The following is a 16,603-nucleotide window of genomic DNA, read 5'->3' as shown; positions in this document are numbered from 1 at the left end:
ATGCGCTTCGCACCCCCGCACCGTGTCCGACATGACCCTCGATGAGCGGACAGCCACGGATTCCGATGCATTCGCCAGAAGCCTGTTCTAGTCGTGCTTTCGGTTGTGTAACGCACTGGGGGTTCCATGCGGTGACATGTCGGTCATACCGCCCGGGAAGCCGAGGAAACTCTGGGGAAACTCTGGAATCTTCGCGGAAACTACTTCAGGCATGCATCCGGCTACGCTAAGTTAATTACGGCGGCCGCAGCCAACCCGTTTTAGTACTTCCGAAAGGTGACTCACATGTCCCGTATCGCCAAGCTTTCCGGATTCGTTCTGGCCACCGGCCTCGCCTTCGGCGCCTTCACCGGCACCGCCGCGGCCGACAACAACGCCGACGTCCAGAACGTCACCATCCCGATCTGCCTGGACGTCCTGAAGGCCTCCGGCGTCAGCGCCAGCGGCTGCAACGTCGTCGACTGGAACGCCACCTCGGGCATCTCGGTCGACGACTGATCACCCGGTAGTCATCCGGGTCGGCTCCATCCGGCCACCGTCACCACCTGCACACAGCGAACCGCAAAGGAACACTCACCATGAAGCGCATCACCGCCGTCTCCGGTCTCATCCTCGCCACCGGCCTCGCCCTGGGCGCCATGTCCGGCACCGCCGCGGCCGACAACAACGCCGACATCCAGAACATCACGGTGCCCGTCTGCGCCGACGTCATCAGCTTCGCGGGCTTCAGCTCCGAGGGCTGCAACGTCATCGACAACGACTTCAACTCCGGCATCAGCGTCATGGACTAGTAGTCCACGCTCCTCCGGCGACGACGCGGGGCACGGCGAATCCATCGCCGTGCCCCGCGTTCTGTTCCCTCACCGCCCCGCGCACGCGGAACCGGTTCAGCCCTTGCAGGGCCCCTCGGGGCTCCAGGTGTCCGGGTCGGTCACCAGGCGCGCGTGCGAAGCGGTGTCATAACGGGAGGTGCCGTACCGCAGCTTGGCGCGCTCGGTCCCCTCCGGCAGCAGCCCCGCGCGGCCCAGCGCCAGGCACGAGCCCGGGTTGTCGAGTCGGTGTCCCGCCTCCACCCGGAACAGGCCCAGCCGGTCGAACGCGAAGCGCGAGGCCAATCTCGCCCCGGCCGTCGCGACCCCTCGTCCCTGTTCCGCCGGGTGCGTCCAGAAGGACAACCAGCCCAGCTCGTGTCGGCGGCTGGTCACCGAGATCTGCACGTGCCCCAACGCCTTGTCCCGGTCATCCACCACGGCGAACCCGTGGACGTCGCTCTTCCCGGCCAGTTCGGTCCGGTACTCGATCCACTCTCGGGCCTGGTCCGGGGTTCGGGGGAGGTCGCCGGGCTCCTGCCAGACCAGTTCCTCCCAGGCGAAGGCCTCCAGCAGTCGGTCGACGTCCCCTCGGTTCCACTCACGCAGTCGGTACAACGACGCTTCCCCTCCTCGAATCCACCGACCGCGCCGACCTGGAGCGCGTTCCGCGTCGGTCGGGGGTCACCGTTCGGTCCCTCTCCGCGGTCTGAGAGGCGTTTCGGAGAATATCGGACGGGGACGTGTCACGGACCGCGCACGGTGGTACGTCTTCCCTGTCATGACGACGACAGAGGTCTTCGAAGAGCATCGCTCCCTGTTGAACGGGGTCGCCTACCGGGTCCTGGGCAGCGCCAACGACGCCGAGGACGTGGTCCAGGAGGCCTGGCTGCGCTGGTCCGGGGTCGATCCCACCGAGGTCGACGACCCGCGTGCCTACCTGGTCACCGTGGTCTCGCGGGTGGCCATCGACCGGTTGCGGCGGGCCGGTTCCCGACGTGAGTCCTACGTGGGCGAGTGGCTTCCCGAACCGGTCAGCGACCTGCCCGACGGCGCCGAACGGGCCGAACTCGCCGACTCGGTGGAGTTCGCCCTGATGGTGGTGTTGGAGACGCTGAGTCCGTTGGAACGTGCCGTGTTCGTCCTGCACGAGGCCTTCCAACTGCCCTACGCCCAGATCGCGCAGGTCATCGGGCGGGGTGAGGCCACCACCCGACAGTTGGCCAAACGCGCCCGCGACCACGTGCGGGATCGCCGACCCCGATTCGAGGCCGACCGGGCCGAACGACGGCGGATCACCGAACGCTTCCTCCGGGCCTGCCTGGAAGGGGACCTGGACGGGCTCAAGGGCCTGCTCGCCGACGACGCCACCCTGGTGAGCGACAGCGGTGGCAAGGCCAGGGCTCCCCTACGGGTACTGCGCAGCGCGCACAAGGTGGGTCGCTTCCTCGCGGCCGTCACCGAGGAGCGCAACGCCACCCGGTTCCTCGCCTCGGTCGGCGTCGAGGGCATGGACGCCCTGGACATCAGGGTCACCGAGGTCAACGGCGGTCCGGGGGTGCTGATCTCGGCGGCCGGGGACGCGGTGCTCATGATCTCCCTGGACGTCTTCGAAGGGCGGGTCCAGCACGTGTATCTGTTGGTCAACCCCGACAAGTTGTCACGTTTGAGCGTGGTCGACCCGTCCTAGGGACATGGAACTCAACGTTGTGGGCGGTGGCCTCGCCGGACTGACCGCGGCCATCGCCGGCGCCGAGAGAGGCGCCACGGTCACCCTGTACGAATCCCACGCCACGCTGGGCGGACGGGCCCGCTCCACCGAGCCCCCGTACGTGGCCAACGACGGACCGCACGTCCTGTACTCGGACGGGGCGCCCTACGTCTGGTTGGAGCGACGCGGCCTGGTCCCACCGTCGAAGGCTCTGCCGTTGAGGGCCGCGCTCGGAACCCGGTGGCGGTACCGGGAGCGGATCGGCGGCCCTCCGAGCGGGGTGCTCCGGGCCGCGGCCCGCCGGCGGCTACGTGCCCCGGACGACGTGGACTTCGGCACCTGGGGCACCGAGCACCTGGGCGCGGAGTCGGCCCGAGCCGTCGGCAACATGATGGGGGTCGTGCTCTTCCACGCCGAGCCGGAGCGCCTGTCGGCCGCCTTCGTCTGGGACCGGTTCCAACGTGTCACCACCCCGGGATGGCCCGCGCCCCGGTACCTGATCGGGGGCTGGGGCTCCTGGGTGGAACACCTGTCCGCGCGCGCCCGGGAGATGGGCGTGCGGATCGAGACGCGGAGTCGGGTGGACGCCCCTCCGCAGGGCCCGACCGTCGTGGCCACGTCCTTGGACGCGGCGCGCACCCTGTTGGGGGACGACACGCTGCGTTGGGAGGGCGGACACACCCTGATGGTGGACCTGGGGCTGACACGGCGCCACGGCGATCCGTTCCTGGTGTTCGACTCCGACGAGTGCGGTTTCCTGGAGCGCTACACCGTCGTCGACCCCACGCTCGCACCCGAGGGTGAGGACCTGGTCCAGGCACAGCTTCCGATCCGCCCGGGTGAGGGCCGCGCGCAGACGAACGCCCGGCTGGAGGTCCTGCTCGACACCGCACTGCCCGAGTGGCGGGAGAGGCTGACGTGGCGGCGCGACCAGGTGGCGCGGGGGCGCACCGGGGCGCTGGACCTGCCGGGCACCACCTGGCGGGACCGTCCCGCCATCGACCGGGGTGAGGGCGTGTACCTGGCCGGGGACCAGGTCGCCGCACCGGGTCTGCTGGGTGAGGTGGCGGTGACCAGCGCGGTACGGGCCGCGGAGCTGGCCACCGCTCGGCACTCGCGTGCCGTCACCGACTCCCGGTGAACCCGGCCCGGGGCCCGGCGGTGTCCGGTCAGCCCCGGGCCGGGACGTGGGAGACGGCCTCCACGTTGTTGCCGTCGGGGTCGCGGACGAAGGCGCCGTAGTAGTGCTCGTGGTACTCGGGCCACTCCTTCGGTTCGTGCAGGACCTCCGCCCCGACCTCGACGGCAGCGGCGAAGAAGGCGTCGACGGTGGCCCGGTCGGCCGCGGTGAACGCGATGTGGGACTCGCGCGGGGGGCCGTCCGTCTCGCTGGGCGAGATCCAGAACGCGGGGTCATCGGAGCCGTAGCCGATGACCTCCCCGAACTGGAGCATGCGGCGGTGTCCCAGGGGCGCGAGGACGGCGTCGTAGAAGGAGGCGGCGGCGGTCGGGTCGGCGACCTGGATTCCGAGGTGATCCAACATGCCCCGAGTGTGACACCCATCACTGACATTCCTCGATGGGACACGTCCCTCCGAAGCACACCACCCCGGTTCGACCGACCCGAATCCGTCCTGTGGAAACCCGCCGGTAACCCAGGGTGACGCTGAATACTGGTCTCTCAGAGGGAGGCCCATGAACGACCTGAAGAACACGCCGGACAACGAACGGCGGTATGAACTGGTCGACGAGAGGCTTGACGTGTCGCCCGTGCCCAAGCCTTTGCACACACGAGTGAGTTACCGTCTGGGTTTCCTTCTCGGCATCCATGCTCCCGAGGATCTGGAGATCGGGGACGGCCCCGGCATCACCCTCAACGGAGACCCGGGTAAGCACCGGCCTTCGGCCAGGAACCGCCGGAGGAGGGTTACTACACCGTTCCCCCGCTCTTGGCCGTGGAGATCTTCTCCCCCGAAAGCGTGCTCCGCGACAACCACACGAAACGGTACGAGTACGCCGTGTTCGGGATCCCCTCCTACTGGATCATCAACCGTTCCTCAGCAGAGTGCAGGGGTGACATCTGATGCCGCCCCTGGTCCTGCGCGCGTCCCGAACGGTGTTGGATGCGCTGGTCCTCCGCGTTCTCCTTCCCCAAGGTCTGGGTGCGCGCATCGTGTGCGCGCTCCGTGACCGGGTGGCGGATTCCCTCACCCCCACGAGCGCCCGGTCCGGCCTGGACGGTCCGAGGCCCACACTCATCACTCTGGTGGGTGCGGGGCGGTGCCGTCCGACGCCGGATCGGGTGCCCTTGGGCGCGTCGCCCGATCGCGATGCTCGCCGCATCGTGCCGGGACGTCTTCCTCTTGGCGGTGGTGGTGGGTTTTTGCCAGTGCTGGGCACCCCACCTGGAGGTGTAGGCCGCGTCCACGGCGATGACCGTGATCGCGGTGGCATCGGCCATCGAGGTCAGCCGGGCACGCAGCCTGGCCGTGGGCATACCGGAGATGACCTGCCGGAACCGCTTCTTTCGGCCGTGCCTCTCCCGACTCTTGGAGGTGGTGAAGTCCAGATCTTCGACCGCGATCGTCTTCACACCACAACCGTGCGCCCAGCGCAACAACCGGGTCAGCGCGTGGCGCACCTGGGCGTCACGATGGGAAGCGCTGCCGGACAACTCGTAGTCGAACCGGCGCGGGTCACCGATGGGGTTGCCGTGCACATCCAAACGCCAGGCGGCCAGATGATCGGCGTTCATATCCACCCCGATCACCCCCTCGGTGAGGGCGGACCGAAGAGGGACCCACGATGGCGCCACGATCTGCCAGGACGCGGTCACATACCAGCGCCCACGCTCCACATCCAGGTGCACCCGGTAGGCCACCGCCCGATTCGCCGCCACCCGATCGGCCCACTCCCGGCCACGGTGCGCGAAAACCGCCGTGCCCGAGAGCACATATCGGCCGTGCGGGGCGTTCGCCCATTCCTTGAGCGGGGTCGGGAGTTTGATCGACACCTCTCCCTGCGGGGTGATGCGGATCGTCTCGTTGCCGAACCGCTTCCCCGTTTCCCCGTTGGCTTGGAGGAACCAGCGGGCCGCTTGCCACCGCTCACGCCAGGCGGTCTCGGTGAGCTGAGCCGCATCGAGGTGATGACGGCTACGGGACAGACTTTTACCGCCACGCACCACGCGCACCAAGCCAGCCTCGAAGTCGGCCCGAACCGTGGCGAGCCGGTCTTGCAGGGTGGCCAGGCGTCGGGACTTGGCGTGCCACTCCTGCTTGGATCGGTAGCCGCCTGGCCTCTTCCTGGTGCCCTTGGCCCCGACCGGCGACGACAACCGGGACCGGACCATCGCGGCCCCGGCTTCCAAAGAACGCAGGTGCGCGGCTTGTCCGCGTCGGGCCAGTGCCCACTGGTCGTGGGTGGCCTTGGTGATCGCCCCCGCCCACCGGGAGGAGCACTCCGGGGTCAGTCGGCGTTTACGCTCCGCCCACGTGTGGCTGTCATGGTCCAGGCCATCAGCACAGCGGGCTTTGAGATCGGCAGCGGCCAACGAACCCAGATGGGAACCGACCAGCCGCAGCACCTTCTCATCCTGAAGGGTCAGGCACTTGAGGCGGGTGCGCACGGCCACACCGGTGGGCCCCGGAACCGGATAGGGAGCCGCGATCGACCGCAAACCCCGCTGATCGGTGCCCACCACCCGCTCCTCACCCCCTGACTGCGTTCGATCCCCGTGCTCGAACACGACGCTAGCCGCGCCCCGGGGCGGGTGTGGCACGAACCGGAAAACTCCTCCGCCCGGGGGTGAGGGTGCGTACCGCTCGAATCCGGCTCCGGTGCCCTTCACGACAGGAGTGGTTCGATGAGTTCACTCATGGACGTCCACGCACACTCATATGACCGCGCACACGAATAGATGAGAATCCCCATCCGGAGAAGCCCGGCATCGTGGAGTTCCGTCTGGAGGACGGTGGCTACCAGGAGATCGGTCAGAGTCAGGGTGAGGAACTCTTCGAGACCGACTCCCCCTTTCCCGTGAGACTCATCCCGCACTGGCTCGTGGCGAGTGGCCCATGGCGGGAACGCATCGGCGGGGCGCCCCCGACCGAGTGACCCGGTGGCGGCGTCGGGGAGGCACGTTCGGGGTCAGGCGACCCAGCGGTAGAGGTGTTCGGGACGGCCGGCGGAACCGTAGCGCATGCGCAGTTCCGCCCGACCATCGGCGCACAGGTGCTCAAGGTAGCGGCGGGCCGTCACCCGGGACACCCCGGAACGCTCGGCCACCTCCGCGGCGGACAGCTCTCCCTCTGCCTCGCGCAGCACACCCGCGACCAGGTCGACGGTGGCCGCGGTCAGGCCCTTGGGCAGGGAACGGGCCGCGGGCGGACGCAACAGTCCGAACAACCGGTCCACGTCCTGCTGGGTGGCCTCCCCTTGGGCCTGCATCTGCCGCCGGGCCACCGCGAACCGTTCGAGCTGGTCGCGCAGGGCGCTGAGCGGAAAGGGTTTGAGCAGGTAGTGAACGGCACCGCCGTGCACCGCCGAGCGGACCTGGGCGATGTCGCGAACGGCGGTGATCATCAGGAAGTCGGGTTGGGGCGTGCCCGGTTCGCCGGCCGATCGCAGGGCGCGCATGACCGAGATCCCCGAGCCGTCGGGCAGGTGCAGGTCCAGCAGGACCAGGTCCGGACGGTGTCCGCGTACCTGGGCCAGGGCCGCGGCGGCGGTGTGAGCCACCCCGACCACGGTGAACTCGGGCACCGACTCCACCAGCTCCTGGTGGTTACGGGCCACCCGCACGTCGTCGTCGACGACCAGGACACGGATCACCCGGCCACCCCCGTCGGCGTGGCGACCGGCAGGCAGGCGGTGAAGACCGCGCCCTCCTCCGCGTCGGGTGCCTCCATCTCGATGCTTCCCCCTCTGCTCTCACAGACCTGCTTGACCAGGGCCAGGCCCAGACCCCTGCTTCCACCGTCCCGGGACGCCTTGGTGGTGAACCCGAATCGGAAGATCTCCTCGGCGACGTCGTCCGCGACCCCGTGCCCGGAGTCGATCACCCGGATCTCCAGTAGGTCGTGCGACAGGTCACTGTCGGCGGATCGGTGCAGTCGCACCAGGACCTCGACCCATCCGCCATGAGCGACCGCGTCCAGGGCATTGTCCACCAGGTTGCCGAGGATGAGCAGCGCGTCGGATCGTAGTTCGCCCTGGAGGCACTCGGGGACACTCGTCATCGGGGACAGGCCGAGGTCGACCCCCATCTCGGAGGCCTGCGCCGACTTGGCCAGGGTGAGGGCGGCGAGCGCCGGGTCGCGCACGTGTTCGGCGACGCCGCTCGTGGTGCGGGTGTGGGTGGCGGTGAGGTCGGCCAGGTAGTCGCGGGCCTCCTCGTGGGCGCCCAACTCCAGCATGCCCGCGACGGTGTGCACCCGGTTGGCGAACTCGTGGGTCTGGGCCCGCAACCCTCGGGTGACGGTGCGGGCTCCGTCGAGTTCTCCGGTGAGTCGGTTCACCTCGGTGCGGTCCCGGAGGGTGACCACCGCCCCGGACTCGACGCCGCGAATGCGCACCGGCATGCGGTTGGCGACCAGGACCCGGTCACCGGCCAGCAGGATGAGGTCTCCTCCCGGATCGACTCCGGAGACGATGTCGCGGCCCCGTTCGGGCAGGTCGAGTTCGTCCAGGTGCCGGCCTTCGGCGTCCTCGGGCAGGTCGAGCATGGCGCGGGCGGGCGGATTCACCAGGACCACCCGGTCGTTGGTGTCGACGGCGAGGACACCCTCGCGCACGGCGTGCAGGAGCGCCTCTCGGCTTTCGAGCAGCGCGGTGATGTCGGCGGGTTCGAGCCCGTGCGTCTTGGCGCGCAGCCGGCGAGACAGCGCCCAGGAACCGACCACGCCCACGGCGAGGAGGAGCACGGTCGTGGCGAGGATGGCGGGGATGGCGGCGCGTGCGTCCCCGGCCGCGCTGGAGGTGAGGATTCCCAGCGACACGTAGCCGATGACGTCGCCCCGCGCGTCACCGCCGCTGATCGATCCGCCTTCGGAGAAGACGGGAACCTTGGCGCGGACCGTGCGGCCCTGTGTTCCGTCCTGGACCCCGGTCCACTCCACGCCCCGAGCCGCGGGGCCGGGCGGGGTGGAGACCGTCCGACCTATGAGGTCCTTGTTCGGGTGGGTGTGGCGGGTTCCGTCGGGGGTGGCGAGGACCACGAAGTCCGCGCCGGTGGCCGCGGCGACACGGTCGGCGAGGGGGTCCAGTTCGGCGCTGGGGTCGGCCCCCTGCATGCCCTCGACCACCGCGGGCATGACGGCCACGGATCGGGCCACGGAGAGGACGCGTTCGGCGTACTGGCGGTCGGTCGCCCGGTCGGCCTGGAGCATCCAGAGCACTCCGACCCCGGTGAGCGCCACCGCCAACAGGCACACGTAGCCGATGAACAGGGATCCGGTGAGCGTGAGCCGGCTTCGTGCGGGCGGTGAGGTCATGGGTACTCCAGTGGCCGGGGAGCGCGGGTGGTCCGGCCGAAGGCGCAGGTCGTCGAGGGACGTAACGCGCTTCACGAACAATACGACCAATATGACGCCAGTTTTAACAAAACCCTCATCTCTCCGTGCCGCGGGTCACACTGTGTCCTGGATCTCCCCTGCGTCTGCGCACCGGGGGACGTGCACAGACGATCAAGGAAGGAGAGGACCCATGCGCAATAGTGGCGTGGTGCTCCGCCTGGTGGGTGGGCTGTGCGCCCTCCTGCTGGTCGGGACGGCGCTGTACGACGTTCGCCAGAGCGCGGCCTCCGGTGACGGTGCCCAGGAGAAACTCCTGCTCATCGCGCCTGCCGGACCCGGCGGCGGCTGGGACACCTTGGCCCGCGAGATGCAGAACGGGTTGCGCGACGAGGACCTGCGGTTCAACGTCGAGGTCCGCAACGCCGAGGGCGCCGGCGGCACCATCGGTCTGGCCCAGACCGCGAACCGCGAGGGTCAGGACAACGTGTTGACCATGACCGGTCTCGGCATGGTGGGAGCGGTGGAGACCACCGGGTCGCCGTACACGATGGCCGACTCCACCCCCATCGCCCAGCTGGCCTCGGAGTACCTCGCGATCGTCGTCCCGCGGGACTCCCCCTACGAGACCCTCGACGACCTCGCCGAGGACTGGCGCGAGCGCCCGGGCACCCTGCCCGTGGCGGGCGGCTCCATGGGCGGCGTCGATCAGATCTTCGCCGCGCAGGTCGCGCAGTCCCTGGACATCTCCCCGGGCGAGATCAACTACCTGCCCTACTCGGGCGGCGGCGAGACCCTGACCTCCCTGCTCTCCGGCACCTCGGAGATCGGGTTCGGCACCCTGGGCGACTTCAGCGACCAGATCGAGGACGACGGTCCGCTACGCGCGCTGGCGGTCTCCTCACCCGAACGTCTGGACGGGGTGGACATCCCCACCATGACCGAGCTCGGCTATGACCTGGAGATGTCGAACTGGCGCGGGGTCATCGCCCCGCCCGGGTTGACCGAGGAGGAGACCGAAGCGCTGGAGGAGCTGGTGCGGGAGCTGCTGGCGTCGGACTCCTGGGCCGACACCCTCGAACGCAACCGGTGGACCGACACCTACCAGGACCGCGAGGAGTTCGAGGAGTTCCTGGACGAGGAGATCGCCCTGACCCAGGAGACCGTGGAGGAGCTGGGACTGTGAGCGCCAACGGAACAGAAGAGAAGAACACGGCGGGCGACGACCCGGCCGAGACCACCGGCGGCACCATGTCCCCTCGAACCACGGACGCCGTCCAGGCCCCGGAGACGGAAACGAACACCGGGAGCGAGGCGGTGGCCTCTGCCCCGGACCCCGAGAACACCGTGTGGAGGGGACCGTCGGCGTGGGTCGTGCCCGCGCTGACCGCGATCCTGGGCCTGGTGGCCGTGTGGGGCGCGGTCACCATCGAGGCCCCGCCCAACGCCACCCGTCCCGGCCCGGGCGCCTTCCCCGGCGCGGTGGGCGGGCTGCTACTGATCGCCGCCGTGTGCATGAGCGTGGTGAACCTGCGCAACCTGGGCAGCGGGAAGGGCGCTTCCCCACTGGCCTGGTTCGAGAGCCGACCGGTTCTGCTGGTCCTCGCCGGCCTGGTGGTGCACACCGCCCTGCTGGAACTCGTGGGCTGGCTGCTCGCCGGCGCCCTGTTGTTCTGGGTCGTCGCCTACGCGTTCGGCGCACGCGCCTATCTGCGTGACGCGATCGTGGCGCTGTCGATGTCGGCCGCCGTGCAGGTCGGTTTCTCGCTCGGGCTCGGGCTCAACCTGCCGGGCGGCTTCCTGGAATTGGTGCTGTGATGGACACTTTGATCAACCTGATGGACGGGTTGGCCGCGGCGCTGACCCCGCAGAACCTCATGTGGGCCTTCCTCGGCGTGCTGTTGGGCACCGCCGTGGGCGTCCTTCCGGGCATGGGCTCGGCGATGGCGGTGGCCCTGCTGCTGCCGGTGACCTTCCGGCTCGACCCGACCAGCGCCTTCATCCTGTTCGCCGGTGTGTACTACGGCGGCATGTTCGGTGGCGCCACCACGTCGATCCTGCTGAACACGCCTGGACAGGCGTCGTCGATCGCCACCACCTACGAGGGCCACAAGATGGCGCTCAACGGCAGGGCTGCGCAGGCACTGGGCACGGCGGTGATCGGTTCGTTCGTGGCGAGTGTCATCGGCACGCTCGTCGTGGCGCTGTTCGCGCCGGTCATGGTGGAGTTCGCGCTCAACTTCGGTCCCGGCGAGTACTTCGCCCTGACCGTGTTCTCGTTCGTGGCGGTGGCCGCGGTGGTGTCGGGTTCGGTGCTGCGCGGTGTGACGTCGCTGCTCATCGGTCTGGCCATCGGCATGGTGGGCATCGACGCCCAGAGCGGCACGGCCAGGTTCGACTTCGGTGCCGCCGGTCTGATGGACGGCATCGACATCGTCATCGTGACCGTGGGTCTGCTGGCCCTGGGCGAGGTGCTGTACATCGCGGCGCGTGGCAAGTCCGCGCCGAACTTCGCGGCGATCCGCACCGGGCGTCCGTGGCTGGGCCGCAAGGACCTGCGCCGCTCCTGGAAGCCGTGGCTGCGCGGCACCGCGCTGGGCAGCGCCTTCGGTCCGATCCCCGGCAGTGGCGCGGAGATCCCCACGTTCCTTTCGCTGGGCCTGGAGCGCAAGCTCGCCGCGCGGCGCGCGCGCCGCAAGGGTGAGGAGGACGAGTTCGGGCAGGGCGCCATCGAAGGTGTGGCCGGCCCGGAGTCGGCCAACAACTCCAGCGCCGCGGGCACCATGGTGCCGCTGCTCGGGTTGGGGCTGCCCACGTCGGCGACGGCCGCGATCATGTTGGCGGCGTTCCAGCAGTACGGGTTGCAGCCGGGGCCGGTGCTCTTCGAGCGCAACGCCGACCTGGTGTGGACGTTGCTGGCGTCGCTGCTCATCGGCAGCGTCCTGCTGCTGGTGATCAACCTGCCGTTCGCTCCGCTGTGGGCCAAGCTGCTGAAGCTGCCCAAGCCGTACCTGTACGCGGGCATCACGCTGTTCTCAGTGCTGGCCGTGTACGCGATCAACACCTCGGTGACGCACCTGGTGATGCTGCTGGCGGTCGCGGTGCTGGGTCTGGTCATGCGGACGTTCGGGGTCCCGGTGGCGCCGGCGCTCATCGGCGTGGTGCTGGGCCCGATCGCGGAGACGGAGTTCCGTCGTGCGTTGGCCGCTTCCTCGGGCGACCCGTCGATCCTGGTGAGCAGTGGCATCTCGATCGGCCTGTACGTGCTGGTGCTGGTCGCGGCGGTACTGCCGCTGATCGCGTCCCTGCGTCGACGTCGCGCCGCCGCCCGTGCCGCGGAGGTCGAGGAGCCGGCCGAGCGGGTCTGACCCCTCACACCATCCCCTTCGTGGCCCCCGGTGTCCGTCCGCCGGGGGCCACCGTCGTTCAGACGTCGGATGGAGTTCGCCGCCGGTCATGGGGACGTGGGGTCGGGCCCCGGGGTTTTGTCATTCCCGTGAGGAGTCCCGGGTCAGACGATGGTGCGCACGAGCGGGACGCGTTGGGCGATGGCCACCAGGATCAGGCTGATCACCGCGGTGGCCACGGCGTACCCGGCCGCCGCGAACAGCGCCAGGTAACCCTCGGGCATGCCTCCCAGGTCGCGCAGCGTGTACATCACCATGACGTGTACGAGGTAGACCCCGAAGCTCAGCCCGGAGACCACGCGAACGACGTTCTTGGTGGCCAGGGCCGCCGGGTTCTCCGCCACCGCCAGGCGCTCGCCGGCGGCGCGCAGCGTCAGGTAGGCGCCGATTCCGGCGACGATCATCGGCGGGGACAGGAAGGCGTAGAAGTACTCGCCTCCAGCGCCCCACTCCCCCTCCACCTGGGCCGCGATCCCCGCGCCCAGGGCGGTGCCGGCCACGCCCAGGGTGAGCGCGGCGATCCCGAAGCGGGTGGTGCGAGGGCTGTTCTCGGTGGTCAGCAGCAGCCACCCCACCAGGTAGTAGCCGAGGAACGGCAGGAAGCGGGTGGCGGCGCTCACTCCGCCCGCCCCGTCGATCAGGGACAGCAGCTGGTCGAAGACGCCCACCCCGAACGATGCTCCGGCGAACCACCACAGCGCGGTGCGCGAACTGTGCGCGACCACCGTCCGGAAGAACGGGGTGAACAGGTAGAGGCCGGCGATGACGTACAGGAAGTACAGGTGGATCGAGGGGGCTCCCGACGCGGCCTGTGTCGCGGCGTCGGGTGTGCCCAGGTCGTCACGCCAGTGCTGCCAGACCAGGTAGATGGCGGTCCAGGCCACCAGCGGGATGCCGATCTTGGCCCATCTTTTGCGATAGAAGGTACCCACGCCCTCCTCGCGCGGGCGCAGCAACAGGGCACCGCTGATCATCACGAACACCGCGACGCACCAGCGTGTGCCCGCGTCCAGGAGGTTGGCGGACCACCATGTGTAGCCGCCGAGTTCGGCGTAGACCGTACTCACCAGTGGTGAGTAGGCGTGCACGCCGATGACCGCCGCCATCGCGGCCACACGGGCGAACCCCATCCACGAAGTGGACGAGGAGGACTGTGAGGGCGCCTGTCTACCGGCGGGGGCTGTCTCTACTCGCACACACTACCGATACCATTTCGTTATACGTGGAATCAACCCGAATAGGTTCGAGATACGTCACCCGCAGGCCAAGGTACACCGCCTGACCTGGTCGTCGACACCCTCTGTGAATTCTTCGATCACCGCCCCGACACGCCGCCGAATCGGGGCGCCGGCGTGCCGCCTCAGTACTCGGAAAGCAGGTGGGTTCCGTCATTGGCCCGGAGGAAGGGACCTCCGTCGGTCAGGGCGTCGGTGATGCGGGAGTCAGTCCGGCACCGGAAAGCGATAGTCGAAAACGGCCATATCAGCACGGATCAGAAATCGCGCTGCCGCATCGGTTCCGCCCGCGCGGCCTCACATCCGGGCCCTGAGCACGTCCACCTCACAGCCCGGTTCGAAGGGGTCGAAGCCGTGCTCGCTCAGCCAGCGAACTATCAGCAGGCTTCGCAACGACCACCACGCGTGGATCACGTCGAGGTCGATGTCGGCGCCATAGCCGGCGATGACGTCGTCGAGGTGCTCCTCTTGTCCGAGCGTGAAGGTCGCGAGGTCGTACAGGGCGTCACCCCGGCCCGCCTCGGACCAGTCGATGATGCCCGTGACCTCGTCGCCGTCGACGAAGACGTGTGCGATCTGTAGGTCGCCGTGCGTGAACGCCGGGGTCCACGGCCGGAGCGCGGCATCGGCGACCTGGCGATTGCGGGTGACCAGGTCGGCGGGCAGGACACCGTTCGTCACGAGCAGCTCGCACTCCTTGTCGAGTTCCGCCGCCAGCGCGACGATGCTCCGACCGGCCCGTCCCAGCCGGGAGGGCGGCGGCGCGTCGTGCAGCTTCCGGATGGCGGCGCCCGCCGCCGCCCACGCCGCCGGCGACCCGGTCGACGGCCCACCAAGGCGCCCGAGCGTCGTCCCCGCGAGTGCGGCGGTCGCGAGCACGTGCGGCTTGCGCCACAGGACCTCGGGGGTAGGAACCGGCGCCAGGGACATCACCTCGAACTCGGCGTCGACGCGCGCCTGATCGGAGTCGACCTTCAGGAACACGTCGCCGACGCGCAGAGTCGCACGTTCGGAATGGGCGACGACGACTTCGACCTCATCCATGGGAGACCAGTATCCCCGGGACGATCGCCGACGTCGCCGGGTTTTTCGCCTGGGATCACGCGGTTGACCGCGTCCCACCGGCGGCCTCGTGCACGCCGACCATCATTCGAACCCGTGGAGGGGAGCGCCAGAACGCGAAAAGGCCGGAGTGGGTGTTCCACTCCGGCCTTCGTCGCTCGGGCTCTGGATCAGTCGTCCGCGGTGGCCACACCGATGGGGCAGCTGGCGCCGGTTCCGCCGATGCCGCAGTAACCGTTGGGGTTCTTGGCGTCGGACAGATACTGCTGGTGGTAGTCCTCGGCGAAGTAGAACGTCTTCAGCGGGGCGATCTCGGTGGTGATCGCACCGTAGCCGGACCGGGACAGGGCGGGCTGGAAGGCGTCGCGGGTGGCCTCGGCGGCCTTCTGCTGGGCCTCGGAGTGGAAGTAGATCGCCGACCGGTACTGGCTGCCGACGTCGTTGCCCTGGCGCAGACCCTGTGTCGGGTCGTGGCCCTCCCAGAAGATCTTGAGGATCTCCTCGTAGGAGATCAGCTTCGGGTCGAAGACCACGCGCACGGCCTCGGTGTGACCGGTCAGCCCAGAGCACACCTCTTCGTAGGTGGGGTTGGGCGTGTACCCGCCGGCGTAGCCCACGGCGGTGGTGATGACGCCGCGTTCGGCACCCAATCGCCAGAACACGCGCTCGGCGCCCCAGAAACAGCCCATGCCCAGATCGGCGACCTCACTGCCCTGCGGGTAGGGCGGGGTCAGCGAGGTGCCCAGGACCGTGTGACCGAAGGGCGGCTCGATCGGTGTGTCCCGGCCCGGAAGGGCGCGGGCGGGTTCGACCATGGTGGCGTTTCTACCGAACATGTCCCCAGCCTATCCACGGGCACAAGAAAGGGGACGACAGGAGGCACGATTCGTCCTACGATTGCCGTTGTGCCGGAATCCAACCGTGGTGTCGCCCTCGGAGCGAGCGCCTTCATCCTGTGGGGCTTCGCGGCCATGTACTGGCCGTTCCTCTCCGCCGCAGAACCCGCCGAGATCCTCGCCCACCGCATGGTGTGGGCCTTGGGCGCGATGTGCGTCTTCCTGCTGCTGGCGCGGCGGGGCTGGGCGTGGCTGCTCCCCATCCTGCGCAGTCCCAGGCGCCTGTTGCCGGTGGCCGCCGCGGCCGTGCTCATCTCGCTCAACTGGTGGGGGTTCATCTACTCGGTCTCCATCACCCAGACCCTGCAGGCCTCTTTGGCCTACTTCATCAACCCGCTGATGACCGTCTGCCTGGGTGTGGTGTTCTTCTCCGAGCGTCTGCGCGCCGCACAGTGGGTCGCCGTGGGGTTGGGCGCGACGGCGGTGGTCGTGATGACCGTCGCCTATGGTTCCACCCCGTGGCTCTCCCTGCTCATGGCCTCCTCCTTCGCCGCGTACGGCGCGGTGAAGAAGTACGTGAGCCTGGACGGGTTGCAGAGTCTGACCATCGAGACCCTGGTGATGTTCCTGCCCGCGTTGGGCTACGTGATCCACCTGGAGGTCACCGGGGCCGGTACGACGTTCTCGGTCTCGCCCGGGCACACCGCCCTGTTGATCGGGGGCGGCCTGGTGACCGCGCTGCCGCTGCTGCTGTTCGGGATGGCCGCGCGCCGGGTGCCGTTGAGCGTGATCGGGATGCTCCAGTTCATCACGCCGACCATGATGTTCCTCATCGGCTGGCTGCTCCAGGGCGAGGAGATGCCCCCGAGCCGCTGGGCGGGCTTCGGTTTCGTGTGGCTGGCCGTGTGCGTGTTCGCCTACGACCAGGTGCGTTCGTCCCGTCGCCGTTCCGCCGAGCGCACCGCGGCGGGCGATCTCCCCGACGCGCCCACGACTCCCCCGGCCCCCGCGCCAAGAGAATGAGTTCCCCG

At 69.1% G+C, this 16,603-nt stretch carries 18 protein-coding genes; 10 read left to right on the top strand and 8 right to left on the bottom strand.

Annotation, left to right across the window (positions count from 1 at the left end; all coding sequences use genetic code 11):
- Positions 1 to 285: 285 nt before the first annotated feature.
- Positions 286 to 498, top strand: coding sequence for a hypothetical protein (locus tag ACWGKS_RS17885; RefSeq protein WP_358507654.1), 213 nt, complete (start codon positions 286 to 288; stop codon positions 496 to 498).
- A gap of 80 nt (positions 499 to 578) precedes the next feature.
- Positions 579 to 791, top strand: coding sequence for a hypothetical protein (locus tag ACWGKS_RS17880; protein ID WP_358507656.1), 213 nt, complete (start codon positions 579 to 581; stop codon positions 789 to 791).
- Positions 792 to 887: 96 nt separating this feature from the next.
- Here the strand turns inward: ACWGKS_RS17880 and ACWGKS_RS17875 are convergent, their stop codons facing one another.
- Positions 888 to 1,427 (bottom strand): GNAT family N-acetyltransferase, encoded by a 540-nt coding sequence (locus tag ACWGKS_RS17875; protein ID WP_452456359.1) that lies wholly within the window; start codon positions 1,425 to 1,427, stop codon positions 888 to 890.
- Between the two features lie 163 nt (positions 1,428 to 1,590).
- Between ACWGKS_RS17875 and sigJ the strand changes: the two genes are divergently transcribed.
- Positions 1,591 to 2,499 carry an RNA polymerase sigma factor SigJ gene (gene sigJ, locus ACWGKS_RS17870; protein WP_358507659.1) on the top strand — a complete coding sequence of 303 codons (909 nt, stop codon included), beginning with the start codon at positions 1,591 to 1,593 and terminating at the stop codon, positions 2,497 to 2,499.
- Between the two features lie 4 nt (positions 2,500 to 2,503).
- On the top strand, positions 2,504 to 3,661 hold the full coding sequence (locus ACWGKS_RS17865) for an NAD(P)-binding protein (protein ID WP_452456360.1): 1,158 nt from the start codon (positions 2,504 to 2,506) through the stop codon (positions 3,659 to 3,661).
- Positions 3,662 to 3,689: 28 nt separating this feature from the next.
- Here ACWGKS_RS17865 and ACWGKS_RS17860 read toward each other — a convergent pair whose 3' ends face one another.
- On the bottom strand, positions 3,690 to 4,064 hold the full coding sequence (locus ACWGKS_RS17860; RefSeq protein ID WP_452456361.1) for a VOC family protein: 375 nt from the start codon (positions 4,062 to 4,064) through the stop codon (positions 3,690 to 3,692).
- A gap of 411 nt (positions 4,065 to 4,475) precedes the next feature.
- Between ACWGKS_RS17860 and ACWGKS_RS17855 the strand changes: the two genes are divergently transcribed.
- Positions 4,476 to 4,604: a hypothetical protein gene (locus ACWGKS_RS17855; protein WP_452523319.1), complete on the top strand. Its 129-nt coding sequence runs from the start codon at positions 4,476 to 4,478 to the stop codon at positions 4,602 to 4,604.
- On the opposite strand, the gene ACWGKS_RS17850 is transcribed toward ACWGKS_RS17855, so the two are convergent.
- Positions 4,556 to 6,220, bottom strand: a complete 1,665-nt coding sequence (locus ACWGKS_RS17850; RefSeq protein WP_452523247.1) for an IS200/IS605 family accessory protein TnpB-related protein — start codon at positions 6,218 to 6,220, stop codon at positions 4,556 to 4,558. The genes ACWGKS_RS17855 and ACWGKS_RS17850 overlap by 49 nt on opposite strands.
- A 251-nt stretch (positions 6,221 to 6,471) precedes the next feature.
- On the opposite strand from ACWGKS_RS17850, the gene ACWGKS_RS17845 reads away from it, so the two are divergent.
- Positions 6,472 to 6,636, top strand: a complete 165-nt coding sequence (locus tag ACWGKS_RS17845) for a hypothetical protein (protein WP_452523245.1) — start codon at positions 6,472 to 6,474, stop codon at positions 6,634 to 6,636.
- Between the two features lie 33 nt (positions 6,637 to 6,669).
- Here the strand turns inward: ACWGKS_RS17845 and ACWGKS_RS17840 are convergent, their stop codons facing one another.
- Together ACWGKS_RS17840 and ACWGKS_RS17835 are read right to left on the bottom strand one after the other, a co-directional pair.
- The gene (locus ACWGKS_RS17840) at positions 6,670 to 7,353 is read right to left on the bottom strand and encodes a response regulator (RefSeq protein ID WP_358507667.1); all 684 of its coding nucleotides are present in this window, start codon (positions 7,351 to 7,353) and stop codon (positions 6,670 to 6,672) included.
- Complete coding sequence (locus tag ACWGKS_RS17835) at positions 7,350 to 9,014, bottom strand: ATP-binding protein (protein ID WP_452523243.1); 1,665 nt, start codon at positions 9,012 to 9,014, stop codon at positions 7,350 to 7,352. The genes ACWGKS_RS17840 and ACWGKS_RS17835 overlap by 4 nt, the downstream gene beginning before the upstream one ends.
- A 211-nt stretch (positions 9,015 to 9,225) precedes the next feature.
- Between ACWGKS_RS17835 and ACWGKS_RS17830 the strand changes: the two genes are divergently transcribed.
- The 3 genes from ACWGKS_RS17830 to ACWGKS_RS17820 all read left to right on the top strand — a co-directional run bounded on the left by ACWGKS_RS17830 (position 9,226) and on the right by ACWGKS_RS17820 (position 12,400).
- On the top strand, positions 9,226 to 10,218 hold the full coding sequence (locus tag ACWGKS_RS17830; RefSeq protein WP_452456363.1) for a Bug family tripartite tricarboxylate transporter substrate binding protein: 993 nt from the start codon (positions 9,226 to 9,228) through the stop codon (positions 10,216 to 10,218).
- A 65-nt stretch (positions 10,219 to 10,283) separates the two neighbouring features.
- Positions 10,284 to 10,850 (top strand): tripartite tricarboxylate transporter TctB family protein, encoded by a 567-nt coding sequence (locus ACWGKS_RS17825; RefSeq protein WP_358507808.1) that lies wholly within the window; start codon positions 10,284 to 10,286, stop codon positions 10,848 to 10,850.
- Entirely contained in the window at positions 10,850 to 12,400 is a 1,551-nt protein-coding gene (locus ACWGKS_RS17820; RefSeq protein ID WP_358507673.1) for a tripartite tricarboxylate transporter permease, read from the top strand. The genes ACWGKS_RS17825 and ACWGKS_RS17820 overlap by 1 nt, the downstream gene beginning before the upstream one ends.
- A 143-nt stretch (positions 12,401 to 12,543) precedes the next feature.
- Here the strand turns inward: ACWGKS_RS17820 and ACWGKS_RS17815 are convergent, their stop codons facing one another.
- The 3 genes from ACWGKS_RS17815 to msrA all read right to left on the bottom strand — a co-directional run bounded on the left by ACWGKS_RS17815 (position 12,544) and on the right by msrA (position 15,572).
- Positions 12,544 to 13,569, bottom strand: a complete 1,026-nt coding sequence (locus ACWGKS_RS17815) for an acyltransferase (protein ID WP_358507675.1) — start codon at positions 13,567 to 13,569, stop codon at positions 12,544 to 12,546.
- 402 nt (positions 13,570 to 13,971) lie between these two features.
- Positions 13,972 to 14,718: a phosphotransferase family protein gene (locus ACWGKS_RS17810; protein ID WP_358507677.1), complete on the bottom strand. Its 747-nt coding sequence runs from the start codon at positions 14,716 to 14,718 to the stop codon at positions 13,972 to 13,974.
- 188 nt (positions 14,719 to 14,906) lie between these two features.
- A complete protein-coding gene (msrA, locus tag ACWGKS_RS17805) occupies positions 14,907 to 15,572 on the bottom strand; it encodes a peptide-methionine (S)-S-oxide reductase MsrA (protein WP_358507679.1) in 666 nt (221 codons plus the stop codon).
- Between the two features lie 69 nt (positions 15,573 to 15,641).
- Between msrA and rarD the strand changes: the two genes are divergently transcribed.
- Entirely contained in the window at positions 15,642 to 16,595 is a 954-nt protein-coding gene (gene rarD / locus ACWGKS_RS17800) for an EamA family transporter RarD (RefSeq protein WP_358507681.1), read from the top strand.
- The last annotated feature ends 8 nt before the right edge of the window (positions 16,596 to 16,603 follow it).

This window comes from Nocardiopsis sp. NPDC055879 (genome assembly GCF_053615935.1).
This window is presented reverse-complemented; position numbering and strand designations above follow the sequence as displayed.

What these genes read in the sequence shown, in the direction of transcription:
- ACWGKS_RS17825 (WP_358507808.1), top strand. Translation starts at nt 10,284, where the DNA reads ATGTCCCCTCGAACCACGGACGCCGTCCAGGCCCCGGAGACGGAAACG.
- ACWGKS_RS17860 (WP_452456361.1), bottom strand. Translation starts at nt 4,064, where the DNA reads ATGTTGGATCACCTCGGAATCCAGGTCGCCGACCCGACCGCCGCCGCC.
- ACWGKS_RS17885 (WP_358507654.1), top strand. Translation starts at nt 286, where the DNA reads ATGTCCCGTATCGCCAAGCTTTCCGGATTCGTTCTGGCCACCGGCCTC.
- ACWGKS_RS17815 (WP_358507675.1), bottom strand. Translation starts at nt 13,569, where the DNA reads ATGGGGTTCGCCCGTGTGGCCGCGATGGCGGCGGTCATCGGCGTGCAC.
- ACWGKS_RS17865 (WP_452456360.1), top strand. Translation starts at nt 2,504, where the DNA reads ATGGAACTCAACGTTGTGGGCGGTGGCCTCGCCGGACTGACCGCGGCC.
- ACWGKS_RS17810 (WP_358507677.1), bottom strand. Translation starts at nt 14,718, where the DNA reads ATGGATGAGGTCGAAGTCGTCGTCGCCCATTCCGAACGTGCGACTCTG.
- sigJ (WP_358507659.1), top strand. Translation starts at nt 1,591, where the DNA reads ATGACGACGACAGAGGTCTTCGAAGAGCATCGCTCCCTGTTGAACGGG.
- ACWGKS_RS17820 (WP_358507673.1), top strand. Translation starts at nt 10,850, where the DNA reads ATGGACACTTTGATCAACCTGATGGACGGGTTGGCCGCGGCGCTGACC.
- msrA (WP_358507679.1), bottom strand. Translation starts at nt 15,572, where the DNA reads ATGTTCGGTAGAAACGCCACCATGGTCGAACCCGCCCGCGCCCTTCCG.
- ACWGKS_RS17880 (WP_358507656.1), top strand. Translation starts at nt 579, where the DNA reads ATGAAGCGCATCACCGCCGTCTCCGGTCTCATCCTCGCCACCGGCCTC.
- ACWGKS_RS17835 (WP_452523243.1), bottom strand. Translation starts at nt 9,014, where the DNA reads ATGACCTCACCGCCCGCACGAAGCCGGCTCACGCTCACCGGATCCCTG.
- ACWGKS_RS17830 (WP_452456363.1), top strand. Translation starts at nt 9,226, where the DNA reads ATGCGCAATAGTGGCGTGGTGCTCCGCCTGGTGGGTGGGCTGTGCGCC.